A 20,384-nucleotide genomic window follows, 5' to 3' on the forward strand; every position below is an offset into this window, starting at 1 on the left:
GATTTTTTCCTTATGGTTGATGTCATGCGTTCTTTAATCGGTTACATTTCCGGGCGTAATCCGTCGACATGCCAGAACTGCCACAGCACCTTGTTGCTTTCTGGGGTAAAAATCTCCAGCATGACAAATGAAGACTGGCTGATAAAACAGGCCATTGTCTGATTGATTAACCGGCAGAAGCGGTACATTTCACCAGTATTGTGGTAGCAGTCGGGGTTCAGGGTGAGCGAGAGTAAATGCCCGCGAATGGGGCGGCCTAGCCGCATTCGGTCAGTCAGGCGTTCTTCCACCTGCATAATGCCGTCAATGTGCTGGCGGAGCCGGCGGCTCAGCGGACGATTCGTATCAGAATAAGAGTCAAACAGGCTGAGAAATTGTTTCAGGCTTTCGGTGGTAAACAACATCATCGGCGGGCTGGAGAGGCATGACAGTAGCGGCCAGCCTACATTTTCTTGTAACAGAGGCGGGTAATCAGCAGTGACAGGCGTGATATTATGTACGTTGAGATGAGACGGTGAGCCTTCCTGCGTTACGGTAATAGTGCCTTGCTTCAATGCCAGCGCTTGTTCATGGTAGCCGATTAAATGACCTGAGACCTCAATGGTGGGCAAGTGGTTTGCGGGTTTACCGGCTAAATCAAAAAAACGCAGGCAGTGCTGGAGTCTGCCCAGGAAATCACGCTCAGTCTGAAGCTGATAGTAAAAAGTGTCGGGTTGGTCATCTTCATCCAGAAAATGCCCAGAGGGGATAAACTGTTTAATCGGCAGCCAGTGATAAGGTATACCGCGTTGCTTGTTGTCATCAGGTTGCTGCACCACCTGAATCTCGCGCAACCGGAACAACTGCACCGATTCTCCCAACAGCAAAGGGTAACTGTGATTACCGGCTTCCAGTAAAATGGGCGGACTGGTCTGATTTTCCAGATGAATAGCAGGGACGCAGCCCAACAAAAACGCCTCATCGACATTATCCAGTGGTAATTCACCCTCGAAACGAAAAATCAGCTCAAACGTGCCATCTTCATTCAGTGACACATTTGTGCAACTTTTGCGGATATCCAGCTTAACAAAGTTATAAAGCTGGGGCAGCGCATAATATTCCATCAATGGTTGCAGGCCGGAATACGTATTCTTTGGTGTCGGTAACACCGGACTATCAAACAAATTGTGCCAGCCATAAGGGAAGCAGCCCAATTTTCGCTGTTCGCCCTGTGTTTTTAGACTGACTTCACAGAGGTGTTGATCCAACCAGAGGCTGAGCTGTGCCGCCTTTTCCGTGTCAGTGCCGAGGAAAAAGGATAATACTCCGCTTCGCCAGACTGAAGACGCCGTGCCGGTTTGACACAGAGTCAGTATAATTTCACTGTGGGTGCCGGTTTTTTTCACCGTACGTTGTTGCACGATCAACGGCTCAATATGTAGAGGGCGGCAGGTTTTAAAGGCGAGCAATTGCCCGTTGATGTTGGCAGACACAGACGTACCAGCCGGAATATCGGCGCTGCCCTGATGTTCACCATCAGTGGGATAGAACTGCATTATCGTTGTAGGAGGAATGGGGCACAACGCTAGCGGCCAGATACGAGACAGAATATCGTGAGTGATTTCAGGGAGATCGTCCTCCAGTTTATCCCGTAAGTTGGCTATCAGCAGAGCAAAGGCTTCGAAAACATGCTCAATATCAGGATCACGGGCAGTTTCCAGAAAATCACTCAAATGCGGCGAGTCTTTCGCCACTCGCTGTGCTAGTTCTCGCAGGTAGGTGCGTTCTTGCAGGTACAGCGATTCCTTATTGTTTTTCATTATATTCACTTAGTCATGTCAGATGTTTTATCAATCAGGGATCGGTGATGTCTGCATCAGGTGGAGATAACATGGGTATCCGATCAATAAAGGCGGTTTATTGTACACATTTATCAATAAAACTAATTAACCAATTAAATACAATTTATACACATTCACATTGGGCTAAAGGAATTGATCTCGAAACAGTACGGTGCTCTATTGAAAACAGTCTGACATTTGGATTGTATGACAGGAACGTACAGATAGGGTTTGCTAGATTCGTGACAGATTTTTCAACGTTTGGATATCTGTGCGATGTCTATGTATTGGAAGAATATCAAAAACAGCAGCCAGGAAGCTGGTTAATGACATGTTGTCAATCTCACCCTATTATTCAACGATTGCGAAAAATAATGTTGGTGACTTCATCCGCGCATTGGTTATACGAAAAGTTTGGCTATTCTTCTATTAATCGTGAAAATTTTGTCTGGCAAATATTTCGTACTGATGTTTATGAAAAAAATTGATACCAAACAAGTCTACCGATGTTTAAATTTATTGGGGAAAATATCGATATTTTCCGATGATAAGGTAAAAGCAGAACATTGCTGAGAAAATTGAACACTATCTTCCAGTGTCATTCCGGCCAGCCAACAGTGAGCAAGCCCTGCCATCATTGCATCACCGGCTCCATTTGTATTAACGACATTACTCATTAATGCGCGTGAATGACCTGCTTTATTATCTAATTCACTATAATACACACCTTCGGCATCCATACTTAAAATTATTCGTTGGACACCCTGTTGATGAAACCAAGACGCAGCAATGGCTGCGTCTTCTAATGTTTCAATCTCAATACCACTGAGTATTTTGGCTTCGGAGCGATTAGGTTTTAGGGTATGGATATAGGATAGCCAATGGCGGATATTAGATGCCTTGAAGGTGGAAACGGTATCAACAAAAATTGGAACATTATTAGCGTGGCTGAATATCCATTCCAATGATTCCTGAGATAAATTGCAATCAAGAACTAATACACTGGCATTTTGGATAAGTTTTTTAGATTGAGCCAGTAACGAGGGCGTAAGTTTATTCAGAATGCTCATATCATTTACAGATATGATACACTTTCCATTTTCATCAATAAATGAATTGCAGATTGATGTTTTTTCATCATCCAGCGTATGTAAATATTTAATATTAACGCCAGATAATTTTGTTTGTTCTGACAGAAGCTTGCCATGTTGGTCGTTGCCAACGACGGAAATTAAATAACTTTCATTTTTTAATGCAGCAATATTCTGAGCGATATTTCTCCCGACCCCACCGGGGGTCGAGATTATTTTCCCTGGGTTGGAATCATCAAATACTATTTTAGCAAAGGTATAGCTGGTTATATCTATATTAGTTGCACCAATCGTAACAGCATAAACATCATTGGATAAAATATAACCTTTCCCTTTGATGTAACCTTTTTTACTTAGGTTCATAATATGTCCTGCAACACACGAGCGACTAATTCCAAGAATATCTGCAATTTCTTGCTGTTGGATAAAAGGATCTCGTTTTAAAATTTGCAGTATTTGATTTTCCCTATTTGACATATTATGGCCTTGGTTACTTTTTGTATCCATATTTTTATTTCATATTGAGTGGACAGTAAAGGTTATTTTTATAATTTGTTCGGCTTTTGAGAAAGTGATCGTAAGTTTGGTTGGATTGATTTTTTGTGTAAATTGTGATCTGAATCAAAAATATTATTCTGATAAATCAACAATGTTTAGGATAATAAAAGTGTTTAGATCGTAAACTATATTTTATTCTGAATAAAATTATTTTATATCAAAGTGTTATGGTTGAGTGTGTTTCTTACAAACAAGTGTTTGGTTTTTATGGAACAGCCTTTGATATCATGTGATAACGAAAGATATTTCATATCTTAATATATTATATTCACATAATGAAATTAAAAAATTGGTGTAAATCTGCCTAATGCTATCGAAAGCAAGTCTGGTTTATGTATTATCAGATAACAACCTTGGTATGTAAATCTATCTTCATGATATGAATTGTTTTTTACAATCGATTTTATTTAAATACATATTTATTGTTATCCATCTGAATAAAATATTTTATTAGTTTGATTATATTGACAAAAATAGATTATTAATTTTATTTCTTATAAGTTTCATAGGGATAATTGGCGTTTTTTTATTGCATCAATGTTATTAAATGATTTCTAATTAATCTTTTTCTTGTTGGTGTTTATGAATTGTTTGTATTTTTTTTGTAAAACTATGGCAATATGCAAGTGCTGAATCTGATGTTAATTAATTGTGATTTAAAAATTATCAGTGTGAATTAATATATTAATGATAAGTATTAATTGATTATTTTGGTGCCCTCTATGATTAGAAAATTCACAATAATATTTATATTTTTAATACCGTATATTTCTTTTACAGTATCCGCTTCTTCGGTAAACCTTAATGAAAATCTATCACCATCTGTTGTGAATGAAGGAATAAATAATTTACAGAACAGTGAAAGAGAGATAAACAAACTTATTGAACAGAGACGGCATCAGGCAATACTCAATCGATCAGAGCAGAATTCTGCAAAATCATCACCAAATCTTGTGGAATCAAAAAAATGTCTACCAATTAGTGGCATTTATATGCAGGGAATATCATTATTGTCAACCTCTGACTTGAAAACGCTAAGTGCTATTCCTAGTGGCTGTATTACCAGTCATTATATTAATAGATTAGCATCAGAAATTACGAATCTTTATATTCAGAAGGGTTATGTTACAGCCAGAGTAAAACTCATTCCGCCTGATTATGATAAGAAATTAGGGATCAGTATCATAGAAGGTTTTGTTGAAGATATTCGGGGAGGGGATCGTTGGGTTAATAGCCAAACTCTTTTTCCTGATTTAAAGAATAACCCATTAAATATACACCAACTCGATCAAGGGTTAGATCAGGCAAATCGTCTGCAATCAAACCAAACTACATTGGATATCTTACCAGGTACAGTTAATGGGGGGTCTATCATTCTCTTGAATAACAAACATAGTGCGCCCTGGAAAATCTCTGTGACAACTGATAACTATGGACAAAAAAGTACTGGGGAGTGGATGGGAAGGTTAAATACCAGCTTTGATAGCCCATTGGGATTATCAGATTTTATTAGTTTCAGTGGAAACTCTACATTAAATAATTATAAAAAAAAGTATAACCATTCTTATATCTTACTTTATTCACTTCCTTATGGTGAGATGACATTTAGCGGATTTTATGTTGATTCCCAATATAGAAATAAGATGCATTTACAGATTAGGTCAATAAATATAAGAGGAAATGCTGAGCAAGCAGGAATGCGGGCTGATTGGGTATTTCATCGTAATCAAAAGCAAATAGATACATTAAGTACACAGGTCGTATATAAAAAAGGGAATAATTATTTAAATGATGAAAAACTCATAATAAGTAGTGAAACTATTAGCCTTGTTTCTCTTAGTGTCAATCATTTGCAAGTTATTCCTACAGGTATTTTTACCTTTGATATTGGAATTAATAAAGGAATGCCATGGTTTGATACACAGACAGTTATGGACAAGGATTTTATTAAAGGTCAAATGTCACTGAATCTGAAAAAGAAATTTACACTGTTAAAATCATCCTATTTTTTTAATAGCGGATTTTATATGCAATATAGTCGAAATCGGTTACCGGCTATGGAATGTATAGATATTGGTGGTAAAAATAATATTCGAGGATTTAATGGAAGTTTCTTATGCTCTGATAATGGTTGGTATTTAAGAAATACATTGTCTTATCCGGTTCCTATACCTCAAGGCTCTCTGACATTAAGTATTGGTGGAGATTTAGGACAGAGTAAAAGTTATAGCAATAAAGGTGAATGGATAAATGCTATAGGGTTAAATGCCGGGCTGACATTACGCTACCAACAATTGTTTGCTGATATTCAAGTCAGCCAAGGAAAAATCTTGTCTCCACAATATCGGGGGCTTGATAACCCCATACAGCTATTAACACGTTTCTCTTACAGTTTTTAATTCTTAAATAATCATCTTAACTTTTTTAAACCTATTTTTTTGATTACACAGAGTAATAATTAGAAACACAGGGGTTATTATATGAAAAATACTGGTTTTAGATTATCACCTACTGGCCGGCTTGCTGTGTCAGTGGCAATTATTATGATTTTCAGTTCAAATAGTTTTGCCAATGGGATCATACCCGGAGGTGATCCATCACACCGACCTGATGTAACAAATGCTAAGAATGGTGCAGTGGTCATTAATATTGCTACACCTTCAGAATCAGGATTATCGCATAATCAATATGAAGATTTTAATGTTTCTAAAGATGGTGCAGTTTTCAATAATTCACTAATAGACGGTAAATCACAATTGGCAGGCAATTTATTGGCTAATAATAATTTGCATGACCGGGAGGCAGAGATCATTTTAAATGAGGTTATCAGCCGTAATCCCTCTTTATTACTGGGTAAACAAGAAGTTTTTGGTGCGGCAGCAGATTATATATTAGCAAATCCCAATGGTATCACTTGTAATGGGTGTGGTTTTATCAATACAAATCAGTTATCGCTGGTTGTAGGTAATCCATTAGTTGATAAAGGTGTTTTGAAAGGGTTTAACACGTTTGAAGGTAAAAATAGTCTGAAAATTGGTGAAGAAGGCTTGGTACATAATGCTGTTATAAATCTTATTGCACCCAAAATTAATAGTCTTGGTAAAATTAGTACCAATCAGGATCTTAATATAGTAACAGGTCAAAACAAAATTTCTTCTGATGGTCAACTATTGGATACAAAAAAATCAGCAGTAGGTTTACTTGATAGCTATTATTTAGGCAGTATGCAGGCTGGTCGTATTCGATTATTAAATACAGATAAAGGTAGTGGTGTTAATCTGCAAGGCGAGATGGCCGCAGATGGTGGTATTAATATTGAATCTAAAGGCGAGTTAAAACTGGAAGGAGCTAGACTGAAAGGAGGTGATCTTGAATTAAAAGGTGACACTATTTTATCTCAAGGCGCTTTAGGAGAAGTTTCTTTCAAAGATGAAAAGTCAGAAAGCTATTTTATGAGCGGAAACAGTACTCGTAAAGAGAGGAAATTACAGTCTCTTGCTCATACCAGATTAGAAGGTGAAAATATTACATTGAATGCCAAAAAAGATAATAAAATTATGGCAACAGATATTTATGGCAACAATATTAATCTAATCGGTGAAAAGCTGAGATTAGAAGGACAGAAATATAATCAGCATACTGAAGACAATGAAGAGCAATGGAAATTTTTATGGAAAGACAGTAAATCTAATAGCTATGATAAATTTCAGCAGGATGGAGATAATATCCGAGCTAGTGGTAATGTGAAATTAGTCGCGACAGGTGAGGATATTAAAATAGAGGGTGGTCATATTGATGCGGATAATAATATAGTATTATCCGCTAAGCGTAATGTAGTGATAGACAATTTGATAGAAATTGAAAAAACAAATAATAAAGAATATATCAGATTTGATTCTGGTAAATTAACTACGGGGGATAAAGAAAAAGGTTACTCCACGCAGAAAAATATTAGAAGTGATTTGAATGCTGGTAATGATTTAGATATTAAAGCAAATGGTAATATTAAATTGATTGGTACTAAAGCTCACGCTGACAATAATTTAATTATTAAGGCAAATAAACAATCTCAAATCATTTCTAAAGCTTTTGATAACAAATCGACAGATAATGATAACGTAACATATTGGGGGGGGATTGCAGGAGGGAAGAATAAAAATAATTACAATGAGATTAAACAGAATCAATCCTCTGATGTAACAGCAGACGGGTATATATTAGTAACAGGTGATGATGGAATTAAAATTACCGGGAGTAATATTAAATCAGGAGAAAATGCATATTTTGAAACAATTAATGGAAGTTTATTAATTGATAATGCAGTTAATTATCATAAAAATAGTATTGATGAGAGGAGTGGAACTGCCTTTAATATTACTAAAGACTCTAATAAAGAAAAAGAATATAAAGAAACTGCATTACAAAGTCAGATTGTTTCTGATGCGGATTTGAATTTACTCAGTGGTAAAAATATTGAAGTGGTGGATAGTTTAATAAAAAGTACTAATGCATTGAATATCAATACACTTGGCGATTTAAAAGTTTCCTCTTATGGTGAGAAATATGATCGGCAGAAAATAGCATCTTTGCTTAAAGCAGGGGGTATATTTAAACCTGCTACGAAAGATAAGGATGAAGATAATGGAAAGCTTCTTGATACTGGACTTGTTATTAATTATACCAGTGATAGTAAACAACAAGGAAAAATCACACAAAAATCATCGGAGCTTAACGGGGGGAATATTTCCATTAATGCAGGTAAAGATGTTACTGTTACCGGATCAGATATGGTAACGACAGATGGTAATGTTGATATCTTAGCTAATAATATCTCTTTCCTTTCTGCCGATAATGAAATTTCAAAAAAGCAATCTCATTCATCTACAGGTGTTGGTTTAGTGTTTTCTTTGGGCAAGGGGAGTATCGGGGCTACTATTGGTACACAATATGGCAATATCAATAGTTTTCAACAGCAGAAAAATGCAAGAGCTTCAAAAACGAATATTGCAGGTGACATCAAATTACAGGCAAGAAATAAATTAGAACAACAGGGAACTCAGCATAATATCGCTGGTAATTATGATGTTAACGCTAATCGTATAGTGAACCGGTCGGCAATAAATAGTACTACTGAATCTTCAGGTGATCTGAAAGCAGGAGGTGCTTTAGGCATTTCTTTGGGTGTAAAAAATAACTCTCCCGGTGTTGTTCTTAATATTTCTGCTAAGGGTGATAATCACAGAGAAAATTCCAGTACATCAAATTCTGATGTTACTCTAATAAACGCTAATAATATTAATATTAATGCTAAGGATGATGTCTATGACCAGGGAACGCAATATCATTCAACTAATGGAAATATAGAATTAAAAGCAAATAACCATATCAGTGAAGCTGCATTTAATCGTAAAGAAAAAAATGTTTTTCATACGTCAGGTAACGCAGGTTTACAAGCAGGTTTTGACCTCCAGTCTCAGGATCTTGTCATGAAAGGAGTAGGAAAAGGGGGAGCATCGTGGGACTCTCAGTCCAGCTCTGATGCTATAGTCAGTGATTTCAGAGCGCAGAAAAATATTAATATTCAAACTAAGCATAATGCCAAATATCAGGGAACATCTTTTGATGCTGAGAGTGGAAAAACTAGCATCAATGCGGGAGATAATATTACTTTTAATCAGGCAAATAATACTAATAAGGTTTCTAATATAAATTATAAAGTTGGTATTGAAGCTCAGATAGGCGTTAATGTTGCTACCGGTGTTGTTAATTCTGGAGCTGCCTTTGTTGGCGCAAAATATGCTACAAATGATGAAGACACGATAATCGCAAAAAGCAGTAATATTAAAGGTGAAAAGGGTGTTAGATTAACTGCTGATAATAATCTATCCTTACAAGGCACAAATGTTTCTGGTCATCAGATAGATTTAGCAGCAAAACGGGGCGGGATTATTATTACATCAGCGCAAGATATTACAATGAAAAACAGTCTTCAAGTTGGTGGTGAAGGGGGTTTTGGGGCTGCAATAACGGGTTCTAAATTAGGTCAATTGGGTGTGAAAGCTTATGGGGAATTCGGCAAAGGTTATGCAAATGCAGTTACCAACCATAACAGCCAGATTACAGGTGAAACTGTTAAATTAACTAGTGGGAAAGATGTAATACTTAAAAGTTCTAATATTGTAGCAGATAGAGTAAATGGTAAAATTGGGGGCAATCTCAATATTGAAACTGTTAAGAATACAAATAATGGACAAAAGACATATGTAGGTACTGGAATTATGTTTAATAGTGGAAATTTATTTAATGATAAACAGCCAGGCGGTATTTTGGGTGTGTTGAGTAAAATAAAAAGTATTCTAATCGGGATAAAAGATAAATTAAAGGTTGATTACGAAAAATATGATGATGAGGCTTTGGCGAATCAGGCTGGTATTTCTGGTGCTAATAGTGTAGTTCTGAGTGTAGCTGGTAAAACTTATCTGACTGGGGCGAAAATTGACAGCACTAATAGACCTGTCAATTTGAATACTCAGGAAATAGAAAACCATTCAGTAACTGCATATAGTAAAGGAGAAAAAGTGTCAGTAGAATTACCTGAATCGCCTATTGAATTTATAATGAGTTTACCAGAAGTTATATCCAATATTGCAAATGAAAAAATTCCATATACAGATATTCAAAGTTATGATGAAAAAAGCAGAACGCTTGAAAGTGAAGTAAAAGGTTATAAATTAAAGTGAGTGTTATTTTATTGTCATGTATAATTAATAACAATAGCACAACTAATATTGTGCTATTGTTATTTTAGAATTTAAGTCAAAATTAATCTGTTTTTTTGATATGAGGAAAATAACCCAATTGAATTGGGCTAATGTTTATTAAGAAATTGCGTTTTGATATAAATCCCAACGGTTACCATAAATATCTTCACTTTTTCCTGGTTGGGGGGTATCTTCCACTAGCGTAAAACCCAATTTGTTGGTGTAGTAATCAATGGCTTTGTCGTAATCATCAACAACAATAGCAACGTAACCCATACATCTTTTTTGTGTTCTCATGGTATTCCTATTTAAAATTACAGCATCCGTGTCCCTAAGGTCACATTTTTTTCTGGTTGGATCAGTACAGTACCTTCATTATCACAAACGGCAGCTAACACCAAAACTTCAGATTTAAACCCGGCTACTCTTCTTGGTGGAAAATTTACAACAGCCAGTATTTGTTTGCCGATTAATTGTTCTTCTGTATAGTTCTGACACAATTGTGCAGAACTCTGTTTTTCTCCAATCTCATCACCAAAGTTGATATACAGTTTATAAGCAGGCTTGATGGCTTTTTCATTTTTTTCAACTTTGGTGATTCTGCCAACACGAATATTGAGGGCCATAAAAGTAGATATATCCGTGAGATGATTTTCTGAATTTTGCATATCTGTATATTTGTTAATAGTAGGGTAATTATATTGGGATATTATTATAACAGACAGTATATAAGAATATTTGTCTGACTTTGTGAGCTAATTCACGTCGATACAAAACACTTATCTGTATGAATTCATCAAATAATCATTCAATACGTTATTCTATGGCAACGATATAAACAGGTTTGCTGTAGTCACAAAATACTGTGTAATTTTCGGGAGCCAACAAATGATTTTAGTAACTGGCGGAGCACGTAGTGGAAAAAGTGCTTATGCTGAACGGCTGATCACAGAGCGCTGCGAACAGGTGTTGTATATTGCTACGGCTCAAATTACGGATGAGGAGATGGCTGCTCGTATTGAGCGGCATCAGCAAGATCGCCCCCCACATTGGCGAACCTGGGAAGGACATCAGGATCTGGGAAATGTTATTCGCCAACACCGTAAACCAGAAGAGGGAGTTATACTTGAATGTGTAACTACATTAATTGCTAACCTGCTTTTTGATAAATCAGAAGGCATGTCACCTGATAAGCTGGATTTCACCTCATTGGAGGTATTTGTCCACCACCAGATAGATGACTTGATCGATGCTTGCCTGAATTGTCCGATGCCTGTTTATTTAGTGACCAATGAATTAGGGATGGGAATTACTCCTGAAAATCGTCTGGCTCGTCATTTTATTGATATTGCCGGACGAGCTAACCAGAAACTGGCACAGGCAGCAGAAACAGTCTGGCTAATGGTTTCTGGTATTGGAGTGAAGATTAAATGAAATTGAAACTTTTTTGGGCAACATTACAGTTTATGACACGGCTTCCCGTGCCTGCAAAGTGGGCTCAAGGTACTGATTTTTATCAGCTAGGGCGGGGTATAGCTACTTTCCCTTTGATTGGTTTTATTGTCGGTGTAATTGCATCCTGTATTGCTCTGGCAATAAGTCAATCTGGCGGGGGAGTGTATATTGGTGCAATCGGTTATGCGTTAGCTTTGGTGCTTCTGACTGGCGGATTGCATTTAGATGGTCTGGCTGATACCTGTGACGGGATTTTCTCCAGCCGCCAGAGGGAAAGAATGCTGGAAATTATGCAGGATAGTCGTCTTGGAACGTATGGCGGGCTGGCCCTGATTTTTTGTATCCTCATTAAAATGCTTGCTGTTGTTGAACTTGCCTACCATCCTCCCCTGAAGTTATTAGCCTTATTATCCTGTGCTCCTGTTGTTGGACGTACTGTTGTTGTGCTTTTGATGTTTGAGCAGCGTTATGCCCGTGAAAATGAAGGAATGGGGAGCAGTTATATTGGCCGCATTACTCCACGTGGTACGGTGCTCACTTTACTGACAGGGACAGTATTGGTGATGATACTTGGCGATTGGCAGGGGTTATCTGCAATGATGGTTACGATGATCGCCATTTTTTTACTTTCTCTCTATTTTAATTATCGGTTGGGAGGGCAAACCGGAGATACGCTAGGAGCGGCAATTGAAATAGGCGAAGTGATTTTTTTACTGACTTTAATTTTGATTTGGAAATAGTTCTTTGAAAAATAGCTTTTATAAATTGGTTTATGGAGAGTAAATAAATGTGGTTTCCTTTAAGCATTCAATCTGAAATTTGGCCGGAAGGATAATTATGGTCTTTCACTCTTTGCCTCTTTTACTTGATAAAATTCAACCACTTGATCGGGAAAAAATGGAGACAGCAGCACAACATATCGACAGCTTGGTCAAACCGATTGGTAGCCTGGGGCGTCTGGAGACTCTGGCAATACAACTTGCGGGAATGCACGGTATTGAGGATCTGCGAAATCTGCAAAAAGAGATCATCGTTATGTGTGCTGATCACGGTGTTTATGAAGAAGGTGTGGCTATTTCTCCCAAGAATGTGACGGTCATACAGGCACGGAATATGTTACAAGGGCTGACAGGAGTTTGTGTATTGGCGAAAAGCAGCAATACTCATGTTTTGCCTGTAGATATTGGTATCGATTGTGAGCCAATAGATAATTTGTTATCCCTCAAATTAGCCCGGGGTTGTGGCAATATTACACAAGGTCCGGCTATGTCTTATGAATATGCAGAAGCACTATTGTTGGCCAGTGCACAACTCGTTCAACAGCGTATTGCGGCAGGTGTTTCAGTGTTTGGTGTGGGAGAACTGGGAATTGCAAATACGACACCAGCAGCGGCAGTTATCAGTGTCCTCACCGGAAGCGAGCCCTGTGATGTGGTCGGATTGGGCGCTAATTTGCCGATTGAACGACTCAGACATAAAGAATCTGTTGTACGTCGTGCTATTGATGTGAATCAGCCAGATGTGCACTCTTCCCTTGATGTATTAGCAAAGGTGGGTGGGTTTGAGCTTGTGGGGATGGCGGGAGTGATTTTGGGAGCCGCAGCAGCAGGCGTTCCGGTTGTCCTTGATGGTTTTATTTCTTATGCATCTGCGTTGGCGGCAGTTCAGATAGCTCCTTCTGTTCGGGATTACTGTATTCCATCCCATATGTCAGCAGAAAAAGGGGCAGTGTTGGCATTACAGCATTTGGGGCTACAGCCTTATCTGCATTTGGATCTGCGTCTTGGTGAAGGTAGCGGGGCAGCAATTGCAATGTCTTTGATTGATGCTGCCTGTGCGATGTATTGCAATATGGGGTATCTGGCAAAAAGTGGGATTCGATTTCCTGAGTTACTCCATTGAGTTAGGTTTTTTCGGGAGTAATGTTATATTGCTGCATGAATTCTCGCATTTTACCATGTCCTGTATGTTATGGGCCTTTCGCTAATTTTCTTAATTGTTCTTTGAGGATCTTTCCGTTTACATTGCGTGGCAGAGCTAAAAAAGTATAGCCTTTTGGCCGCTTATAGCGTGCTACAATGGTACAGATATAGTCATCCAATTCTTGTTCAGTTATCAATGTATGTTCATCAAGTTCGATAAAGGCATGGGGAACTTCACCCCAATATTCATCAGGTTTTGCTACAATAGCGACAGCCAAAACTCCGGGGTAATTTGATAGTGCATTCTCCAACTCAAGGCTGGAAATATTTTCACCACCAGAAATAATGATATCTTTTTTCCGATCGATGATTTTAATATAACCATCGCAATCAACGACGGCTAAGTCTCCGGTAAAAAACCACTGACTAGTCATATCAGGTGTAATATGGCGGGCAGGATCATAAGAGGCTACAATATTGCCCCGAATGACAATCTCACCAATGGAGTGCCCGTCAGAAGGGACTGTTAATCCGCTGTTCTCATCAATAACCCTGACTTCTCCTTGTAAATTGGAAACAATACCCTGACGCATCTTTTTTAAAGTTGTTTCTGATGTTGGTAGTGTTTCCCAGTCATGTTTATCTTCACAAACGACGACCGGCCCATAAGTTTCTGTCAGGCCATAGACTTGGGTAACAGCGATCCCGACAGTGTCAAGTAAAGCAAAGATTTTTTCCGTTGGTGGAGCACCGGCAATAAGACCGTAGACATTATTATTAAAAGAGATACCGCGTTTTTGAGCTTCTTGTCCCAGGGAATAATGCACAATTGGAGCGCCACAATAGTGTGTCACCTGATGTTTTTGCATAAGCTGTATGGCTTCTGCTGCATCAAATTTGCGCATGCAGATATGTGTACCGGCACGTGCAGCTATAGCCCAGGGAAAACACCAGCCATTGCAATGAAACATTGGTAGTGTCCATAAATAAGTAGGGCGCTTAGGCATATCCCAATCCAGGATATTAGAAATTGCGTTAAGGAATGTTCCTCGGTGTGAATAGACAACCAATTTGGGTTGTCCACTGGTTCCCGAAGTGGAATTAATGCTGATGGATTCCTGTTCGTCAATGGGATAAAAATTCAGGGTCTTGGATGGATATTGGGTTAACAATGATTCATAGTGGATAAAATCCTGACCAGGTTCTGATATTAATATGGCTGCATTATGCTGAGTTGCCGCAATATTTTCAGTAACCACAATATTTTCAGTAACCACAATATTTCCAGTAACCACAATGATTTTTACCGGATTGTTAAAAACAACATCATCTAACAATGGAAGATAGACTTTATCTATAACTAAAATCTCAGGATTAATTTTCTCAAAAATAAAATTTAGTGTAGCTGAATCTGTTCTGATACTTAAGGCATTAAGGATACCACCGGACAGCGGAACAGCATAATGTAGTTCCAGCAGTTCGTGAGTATTGGGTAATAGTGTGGAGACAACACTACCTTTACCCACCCCCATTTGCTGAAGTGCAACTGCAACTTTTTCACAGCGCTTTGCATATTGTTGCCACGTCCAACACTGTTCTCCATCTATTATCGCAGGATAGTCACCATTACTTAATATGGTTCTTTTGAGAAATAAAATAGGTGATAGTGCGCTACCGTCATATTCATTTAAGAATGAATGAGAGAGAGTCATATTTTTTTATCCTGTATTTTCATTTATTACTAAAAGTCATCATGGTGATGAGAATATGCCATCTACCATAAATAATTATGCGTGCTTTTTTCTCAATAAATTTCTCACGAAATTAAGTTAAATAAAATCACACTTTTTGTTTAGATATTAAATTGATGTTTTATTGTTTTTAATATATCGGTTATATTTATTGTTATTGATAAAATAACATGCTAAAAATATATTGAAAAATTAAGTGTAAGGTGGCAAAAATACTGTATCTACCGATATAAAAGGAAACAATAATGTTTAATTTAGCCGGAAAAATCGCATTTATTTCTGGAGGAACCAAAGGTATTGGTAAAGGGATTGCTCAGGTATTTAAACGGGCAGGTGCGACGACTATTATTTCAGGTACGGATAAAGTAAAAGGGGAGGTTATTGCCAAAGAATTGGGTGTTGATTTTATCCCCCTTGATGTCACGGATCAGGCTGCATGTAAAAATGTGATTGATAGCATTGTCGAAAAACATGGCAGGCTTGATATTCTTTGTTCAAATGCGGGTATTTTTCCACAACATTTTCTTAACGAGATGACGGTTGAAGATTGGGATTTAGTGTATACTGTCAACCTGAAAGGCACATTTTTATTAGTTCAGGCTGCGCTGAATGTCATGGAGAAGCAGCAGTATGGACGAATTATACTGACTTCATCTATCACTGGTGAGATAGTAGGAATGCCGGGGTACAGCCATTACGGTGCGAGTAAAGCAGGGCAGCTAGGGTTTATGCGAAGTGCGGCACTTGAATATGCGACTCAGGGGATTACGATTAATTCTATTATGCCGGGCATGATTGCTACTGAAGGCTTGCAGGCATTCGGTGAGGATTTTTTGCAACAGATCGAAGCTACAACCCCAATGCGTTCCTTAGGAACACCGGAAGATATTGGTTATACTGCTTGTTTCCTGGCTTCTGATGAAGCGAAATATATAACCGGGCAGACAATTGTGGTTGATGGTGGACAGGTATTACCAGAAATACAAGGTGTTTGATTGATCTAATGTGATCAAAATCGCCTTTTCTTTCTCTCTATTCTTTCTGTCCGTTGTCGTAAGGCAGAAGAAAAAGGTAAGATGGGTAACTAATAAACACAGGGAGGGAAAGCATATTCTCTTCCTGGTTTTTTATTGTCTGAGTTAGGTAAAATACTATGTCATTGAACTATGAACGTAAGTCTCTTCCACTCCCCAATGGGAATAATAAAGTACTGCTGCACTCATGTTGTGCGCCGTGCTCAGGGGAAGTGATGGAAGCAATGTTAGCTTCGGGGATAGATTTCACGATATTTTTCTATAATCCGAATATTCATCCGCTAAAGGAATATGAACTGCGTAAAGATGAAAATATTCGTTTTGCAGAACAGATGGGCATTCCTTTTATTGATGCTGATTATGATCGTGATAACTGGTTTGAACGAGCAAAAGGTATGGAAAACGAACCTGAACGCGGCATTCGCTGTACTATGTGTTTTGACATGCGTTTTGAGCGGACAGCGTTATATGCTCATGAACATGGTTTTCCTGTTATTACCAGTTCGCTTGGTATTTCACGCTGGAAAAATATGCAGCAAATTAATGAGTGTGGTGTCCGCGCTGCTTCCCGTTATCCGGGGTTAACGTATTGGGAATATAACTGGCGTAAAGGCGGCGGTTCTGCGCGTATGATAGAAATCAGTAAACGCGAAGAATTTTATCAGCAAGAATATTGCGGCTGTATTTATTCTTTGCGCGATACTAATCGACATCGTTTGGCGACCGGACGGGAAAGAATAAAACTCGGTACTGTGTTTTACAGTGCCGATAGCGATAAAAAAAGTAATAAAAACTGCCATAAGAAAGATCACTAATTACTATAACTGTCGGTTAAAATATTCTCTTTTTTCTCTTATTTAATACCTGTCCATCATTTTGATATGGAGGCAGGTTTATTATTTTTGCCTCATCATATCTGCCTGAGTTTTGATGAGGCAAAAAACTGTAATTAATTTTTGCCAGATCTGGCTCTATTGGGTGTACACCCAAAGCGCTTCCGATAGCTTTGAGTAAAGTAGGACTGACTGGAAAAGCCAGATTCCAGCGAGATATCAGCAATGCTCATTCCACTGTTCAAGAGTAATTGATGTGCATAAAGAATACGCTGTTCACTGATCCAGGCACGTGGTGATATGCCGTAAACACTGTTAAAAAGTTCCTTGAATGAAGTTAACCCCATGCCAAATTCGCGGGCAAAATCATTCAGCCTCCATTCTTTGAGATAATGAGCCTCCATAAATGCTTGCAATCGTTCTACTTGACGATTACTCAACTGCCGCAAAACCGACATCAGTAATGAGCCTTGTTTTCCGAGGGAAAGTAACAAAAGTAGCTCTTCAATTCTTAACTCAATCAATACTGGGGGATAGTCATGAGCAAGTAAGTTGACTAATCCACGGATACTTTCTGTTAATAAAGGAAACTGATTGAAAGGAATTAACCGATAAGCGGGGAAATCATGGCGTTCTATATTACTTAATAGATCTCCAAAGCGTTTCATAAAACTACGCAAAAAATCCATATGCAATGGTAGCCATAATGCCTGACAATTTTTTGTATTAGTTTTTGCAGCATAGTTTCCCGGATGGGTAAGAAGGATGTCATTTGACTTGATGTGATAGGTTTTGGTGCAATCTTTCCATATCATTTCCCCATCAAGTAAAATATACAGTCCCCTTTGTTTATGTTCGAGAATATTGAAGTCCGGCATGGTTAACTGTAAAGAGAAAATACTCTTTTTGTTTAAGCCTGTCGTCCTTTTCATTTTATACTCCTAATCTTCCGTATCATGAGTAATCTGAGATCCATTGACCATATCCTCTGTCTTTCAAGTGGCTTTTTTGTAGACTGGAATGCAACTCAAAACTTATTGGATATAAATTGGATGTAGGATAAACATATTGGCAGATATCAAAATCGTATGTGTAACATCAATTAAATCACCCCAGTATTATATCCTCAAATTAATATTTATGTTAGTTTTAAATGTCAAAAATTTAGATTTAAATTTATTTGTTCTCAAGCCAGAGAGGTTGAGGTGGTGATATGTTTTTATCCATTTCGTTAATAAAAATTATCAATTTTTAATTGGGTAAATTTAAATCCCAATAGATTGATTATTTCTTGGAATAAATTTTTATATTAGAAAAGACAAAGAGTAGAATAATATTTACACCAGAATTTATGCTTTCATTATTATTCTTTCATTGTTTAGGTATTAGGGCGCAGCAATATTACTGTATTACCTGTAATGTTCTTTTGTTAATTATTCGTTTAATTGTGTTGCAGATTTATTAGTTTATATGGTTTTTATATTGAAAATAGTAAGATAAAGCTGTTGAAGTGAACTTTTTATGTTGGAGTATAAGAAATAATCATTGATAATTCAGCATATTAGGCTCTAGCGACAACGTTATCGGTGTAATAGCGTTACAAATACCTCTGTTATAGCTTTGTAGATTGTTTTTTATACTGATACAATGCTAGGATGTATTTTCATCGCCTTTCTTCTATATCCGCTAAGGCATACTCATAGATATATTTGCTGATGAAAGATAAAAGATCACAAGAACGAGAAAAATATGGAAAAGTATCGTTTTTCAGAAAACGTTTTTTTATACAGTCTATGGCTATTCTGGGCTATTACACTGGGTTTGTACGTGTATGGTGCAAATATTAGTTGTGCCATAACAGCAATTTTATCTTTTTTAGCCTTAGTATTTTACTTTACTAATATGAAACAGAGAATCAAAGTTATGTTTGGAAAAAAAACTGAGACATCTGCTGCCAGCCTGGTCACACAGATCAATCCTGGGCAAACTGAAGAGAAAAAAATCTCCGGTACTGAAGCCCGCGCGAATACAATTATCGCGAAGAATTCCGTATTTAAAGGGGATATCGAGATGGAAGGAGATATTCAGATTTGGGGAAAAGTTGTCGGAAATATTCGCGTAAAAGGAGGAGCTATCCGTGTTATGCATGCCGGAAAAGTGGAAGGTGAGTTAAGTGCGCCTGAAATTATTATTGATGGTCATGTTGAAGGGACGTGCTGTGCAGAAACATTAGATATTCTTGAGCACGGAGAATTACGGGGTATTAGCCGTTGCGGAAGTATGTCAATCCGACGTGGTGGATTATTTATTGGTCAGTCTGAACAAGTAGAAAATAAGAAAAAACAGGAAGCTGAGCGAATTGTTTCTATTAAGGAAAGTCAGGGAGACAAGCCAAAATCTAAAACCACTGCCTGATATCTGCTGATAAAGAATACTCCCCGTTTTTCAATCTATTGAGATTCATTGAGTATAAAACTCCATGTATTCTGCCGGAAATATGTAGAATTTTCCGGCAGTTTTTGTTTTGATAGTCAACTGTTTTATACCTCAATGAATTTTAAGGGGGCGTTGTGATTATAGAACTGGAAACAGAAAGGTTATGGCTTCGCGCCTGGAAGGAAGAAGATAGAGAACCTTTCTTTCGCTTGAACAGTAATCCGGAAGTGATGGAGTTTTTCCCCGAGACGCTGACAAGAGAGCAAAGTGACACATTAGTTGATAGTTTTATTCGTAAATTCGAAATACAAGGAGGTTGGGGTTTATGGGCGGTTGAATTAAAGCAGAATGGCGAATTTATTGGTTTTGTTGGGCTGAATATCCCTAGCCTTGAATTACCATTTTCTCCTTTTGTTGAGATAGGCTGGCGTCTTGATAAGCCATTTTGGGGAAAAGGTTATGCTTGTGAAGCGGCCCGTAAAGTTTTTGATTTTGCTTTTACAGAAACTGGACTAGATGAAATTGTGGCGTTCACCTCTTTGCTGAACTATCGCTCAGAAAGTGTAATGAAAAAATTGGGTATGGTCAGAGATGAAAAAACCTTCATGTATCCGGCATTAGAAGAAGATCATCCATTACGGGAGCATGTTTTGTACCGGATCAAGCGTCCGGATGGTTAAATAGACGCCATCAAGGTTATTCTGATGAACAGAAATGACCTTG

General features: G+C 37.7%; 15 protein-coding genes and 1 pseudogene. 10 read left to right on the plus strand and 6 right to left on the minus strand.

Translation table 11 applies throughout. The features are described 5' to 3' along the window. Positions 1-41 precede the first annotated feature (41 nt). Positions 42-1,799: a type VI secretion system baseplate subunit TssF gene (tssF, locus tag ABLA85_RS01805; RefSeq protein ID WP_367960821.1), complete on the minus strand. Its 1,758-nt coding sequence runs from the start codon at positions 1,797-1,799 to the stop codon at positions 42-44. A gap of 71 nt (positions 1,800-1,870) precedes the next feature. On the opposite strand from tssF, the gene ABLA85_RS01810 reads away from it, so the two are divergent. Next, positions 1,871-2,308, plus strand: a complete 438-nt coding sequence (locus tag ABLA85_RS01810; protein WP_367960880.1) for a GNAT family N-acetyltransferase — start codon at positions 1,871-1,873, stop codon at positions 2,306-2,308. 12 nt (positions 2,309-2,320) lie between these two features. Here ABLA85_RS01810 and ABLA85_RS01815 read toward each other — a convergent pair whose 3' ends face one another. Continuing rightward, positions 2,321-3,388, minus strand: coding sequence for a PfkB family carbohydrate kinase (locus ABLA85_RS01815; RefSeq protein WP_367960823.1), 1,068 nt, complete (start codon positions 3,386-3,388; stop codon positions 2,321-2,323). 803 nt (positions 3,389-4,191) lie between these two features. Between ABLA85_RS01815 and ABLA85_RS01820 the strand changes: the two genes are divergently transcribed. Continuing rightward, on the plus strand, positions 4,192-5,868 hold the full coding sequence (locus tag ABLA85_RS01820; RefSeq protein WP_367960825.1) for a ShlB/FhaC/HecB family hemolysin secretion/activation protein: 1,677 nt from the start codon (positions 4,192-4,194) through the stop codon (positions 5,866-5,868). An 81-nt stretch (positions 5,869-5,949) separates the two neighbouring features. Further along, positions 5,950-10,209, plus strand: a complete 4,260-nt coding sequence (locus ABLA85_RS01825) for a hemagglutinin repeat-containing protein (RefSeq protein WP_367960827.1) — start codon at positions 5,950-5,952, stop codon at positions 10,207-10,209. A gap of 192 nt (positions 10,210-10,401) precedes the next feature. Here the strand turns inward: ABLA85_RS01825 and ABLA85_RS01830 are convergent. Both ABLA85_RS01830 and ABLA85_RS01835 read right to left on the minus strand, forming a co-directional pair. After that, positions 10,402-10,527: pseudogene (locus ABLA85_RS01830) on the minus strand (VOC family protein); the annotation flags it as partial. Positions 10,528-10,544: 17 nt separating this feature from the next. Next, complete coding sequence (locus tag ABLA85_RS01835) at positions 10,545-10,898, minus strand: tRNA-binding protein (protein WP_367960829.1); 354 nt, start codon at positions 10,896-10,898, stop codon at positions 10,545-10,547. 220 nt (positions 10,899-11,118) lie between these two features. On the opposite strand from ABLA85_RS01835, the gene cobU reads away from it, so the two are divergent. The 3 genes from cobU to cobT all read left to right on the plus strand — a co-directional run bounded on the left by cobU (position 11,119) and on the right by cobT (position 13,587). Continuing rightward, on the plus strand, positions 11,119-11,664 hold the full coding sequence (gene cobU, locus ABLA85_RS01840; protein ID WP_047683381.1) for a bifunctional adenosylcobinamide kinase/adenosylcobinamide-phosphate guanylyltransferase: 546 nt from the start codon (positions 11,119-11,121) through the stop codon (positions 11,662-11,664). Further along, a complete protein-coding gene (gene cobS, locus ABLA85_RS01845) occupies positions 11,661-12,425 on the plus strand; it encodes an adenosylcobinamide-GDP ribazoletransferase (RefSeq protein WP_367960831.1) in 765 nt (254 codons plus the stop codon). Before cobU ends, cobS begins: the two co-directional genes overlap by 4 nt. A gap of 97 nt (positions 12,426-12,522) precedes the next feature. Further along, positions 12,523-13,587 (plus strand): nicotinate-nucleotide--dimethylbenzimidazole phosphoribosyltransferase, encoded by a 1,065-nt coding sequence (gene cobT, locus ABLA85_RS01850; RefSeq protein WP_367960833.1) that lies wholly within the window; start codon positions 12,523-12,525, stop codon positions 13,585-13,587. Between the two features lie 67 nt (positions 13,588-13,654). On the opposite strand, the gene ABLA85_RS01855 is transcribed toward cobT, so the two are convergent. Beyond that, positions 13,655-15,319 (minus strand): AMP-binding protein, encoded by a 1,665-nt coding sequence (locus tag ABLA85_RS01855; protein ID WP_367960835.1) that lies wholly within the window; start codon positions 15,317-15,319, stop codon positions 13,655-13,657. A 284-nt stretch (positions 15,320-15,603) separates the two neighbouring features. On the opposite strand from ABLA85_RS01855, the gene ABLA85_RS01860 reads away from it, so the two are divergent. Both ABLA85_RS01860 and ABLA85_RS01865 read left to right on the plus strand, forming a co-directional pair. Further along, complete coding sequence (locus ABLA85_RS01860) at positions 15,604-16,353, plus strand: SDR family oxidoreductase (protein ID WP_367960837.1); 750 nt, start codon at positions 15,604-15,606, stop codon at positions 16,351-16,353. Positions 16,354-16,511: 158 nt separating this feature from the next. Further along, a complete protein-coding gene (locus tag ABLA85_RS01865; protein WP_367960839.1) occupies positions 16,512-17,207 on the plus strand; it encodes an epoxyqueuosine reductase QueH in 696 nt (231 codons plus the stop codon). 134 nt (positions 17,208-17,341) lie between these two features. Here the strand turns inward: ABLA85_RS01865 and ABLA85_RS01870 are convergent, their stop codons facing one another. Continuing rightward, the gene (locus ABLA85_RS01870; RefSeq protein WP_367960841.1) at positions 17,342-18,157 is read right to left on the minus strand and encodes a helix-turn-helix transcriptional regulator; all 816 of its coding nucleotides are present in this window, start codon (positions 18,155-18,157) and stop codon (positions 17,342-17,344) included. 991 nt (positions 18,158-19,148) lie between these two features. Between ABLA85_RS01870 and ABLA85_RS01875 the strand changes: the two genes are divergently transcribed. Further along, on the plus strand, positions 19,149-19,640 hold the full coding sequence (locus ABLA85_RS01875; protein ID WP_367960844.1) for a polymer-forming cytoskeletal protein: 492 nt from the start codon (positions 19,149-19,151) through the stop codon (positions 19,638-19,640). A 155-nt stretch (positions 19,641-19,795) separates the two neighbouring features. Next, a complete protein-coding gene (locus ABLA85_RS01880; RefSeq protein WP_367960846.1) occupies positions 19,796-20,341 on the plus strand; it encodes a GNAT family N-acetyltransferase in 546 nt (181 codons plus the stop codon). Positions 20,342-20,384: the final 43 nt, after the last annotated feature.

Origin of the sequence: Xenorhabdus sp. SGI246 (assembly GCF_040838225.1) — a bacterium.
Classification (GTDB): Bacteria; Pseudomonadota; Gammaproteobacteria; order Enterobacterales; family Enterobacteriaceae; genus Xenorhabdus; species Xenorhabdus indica.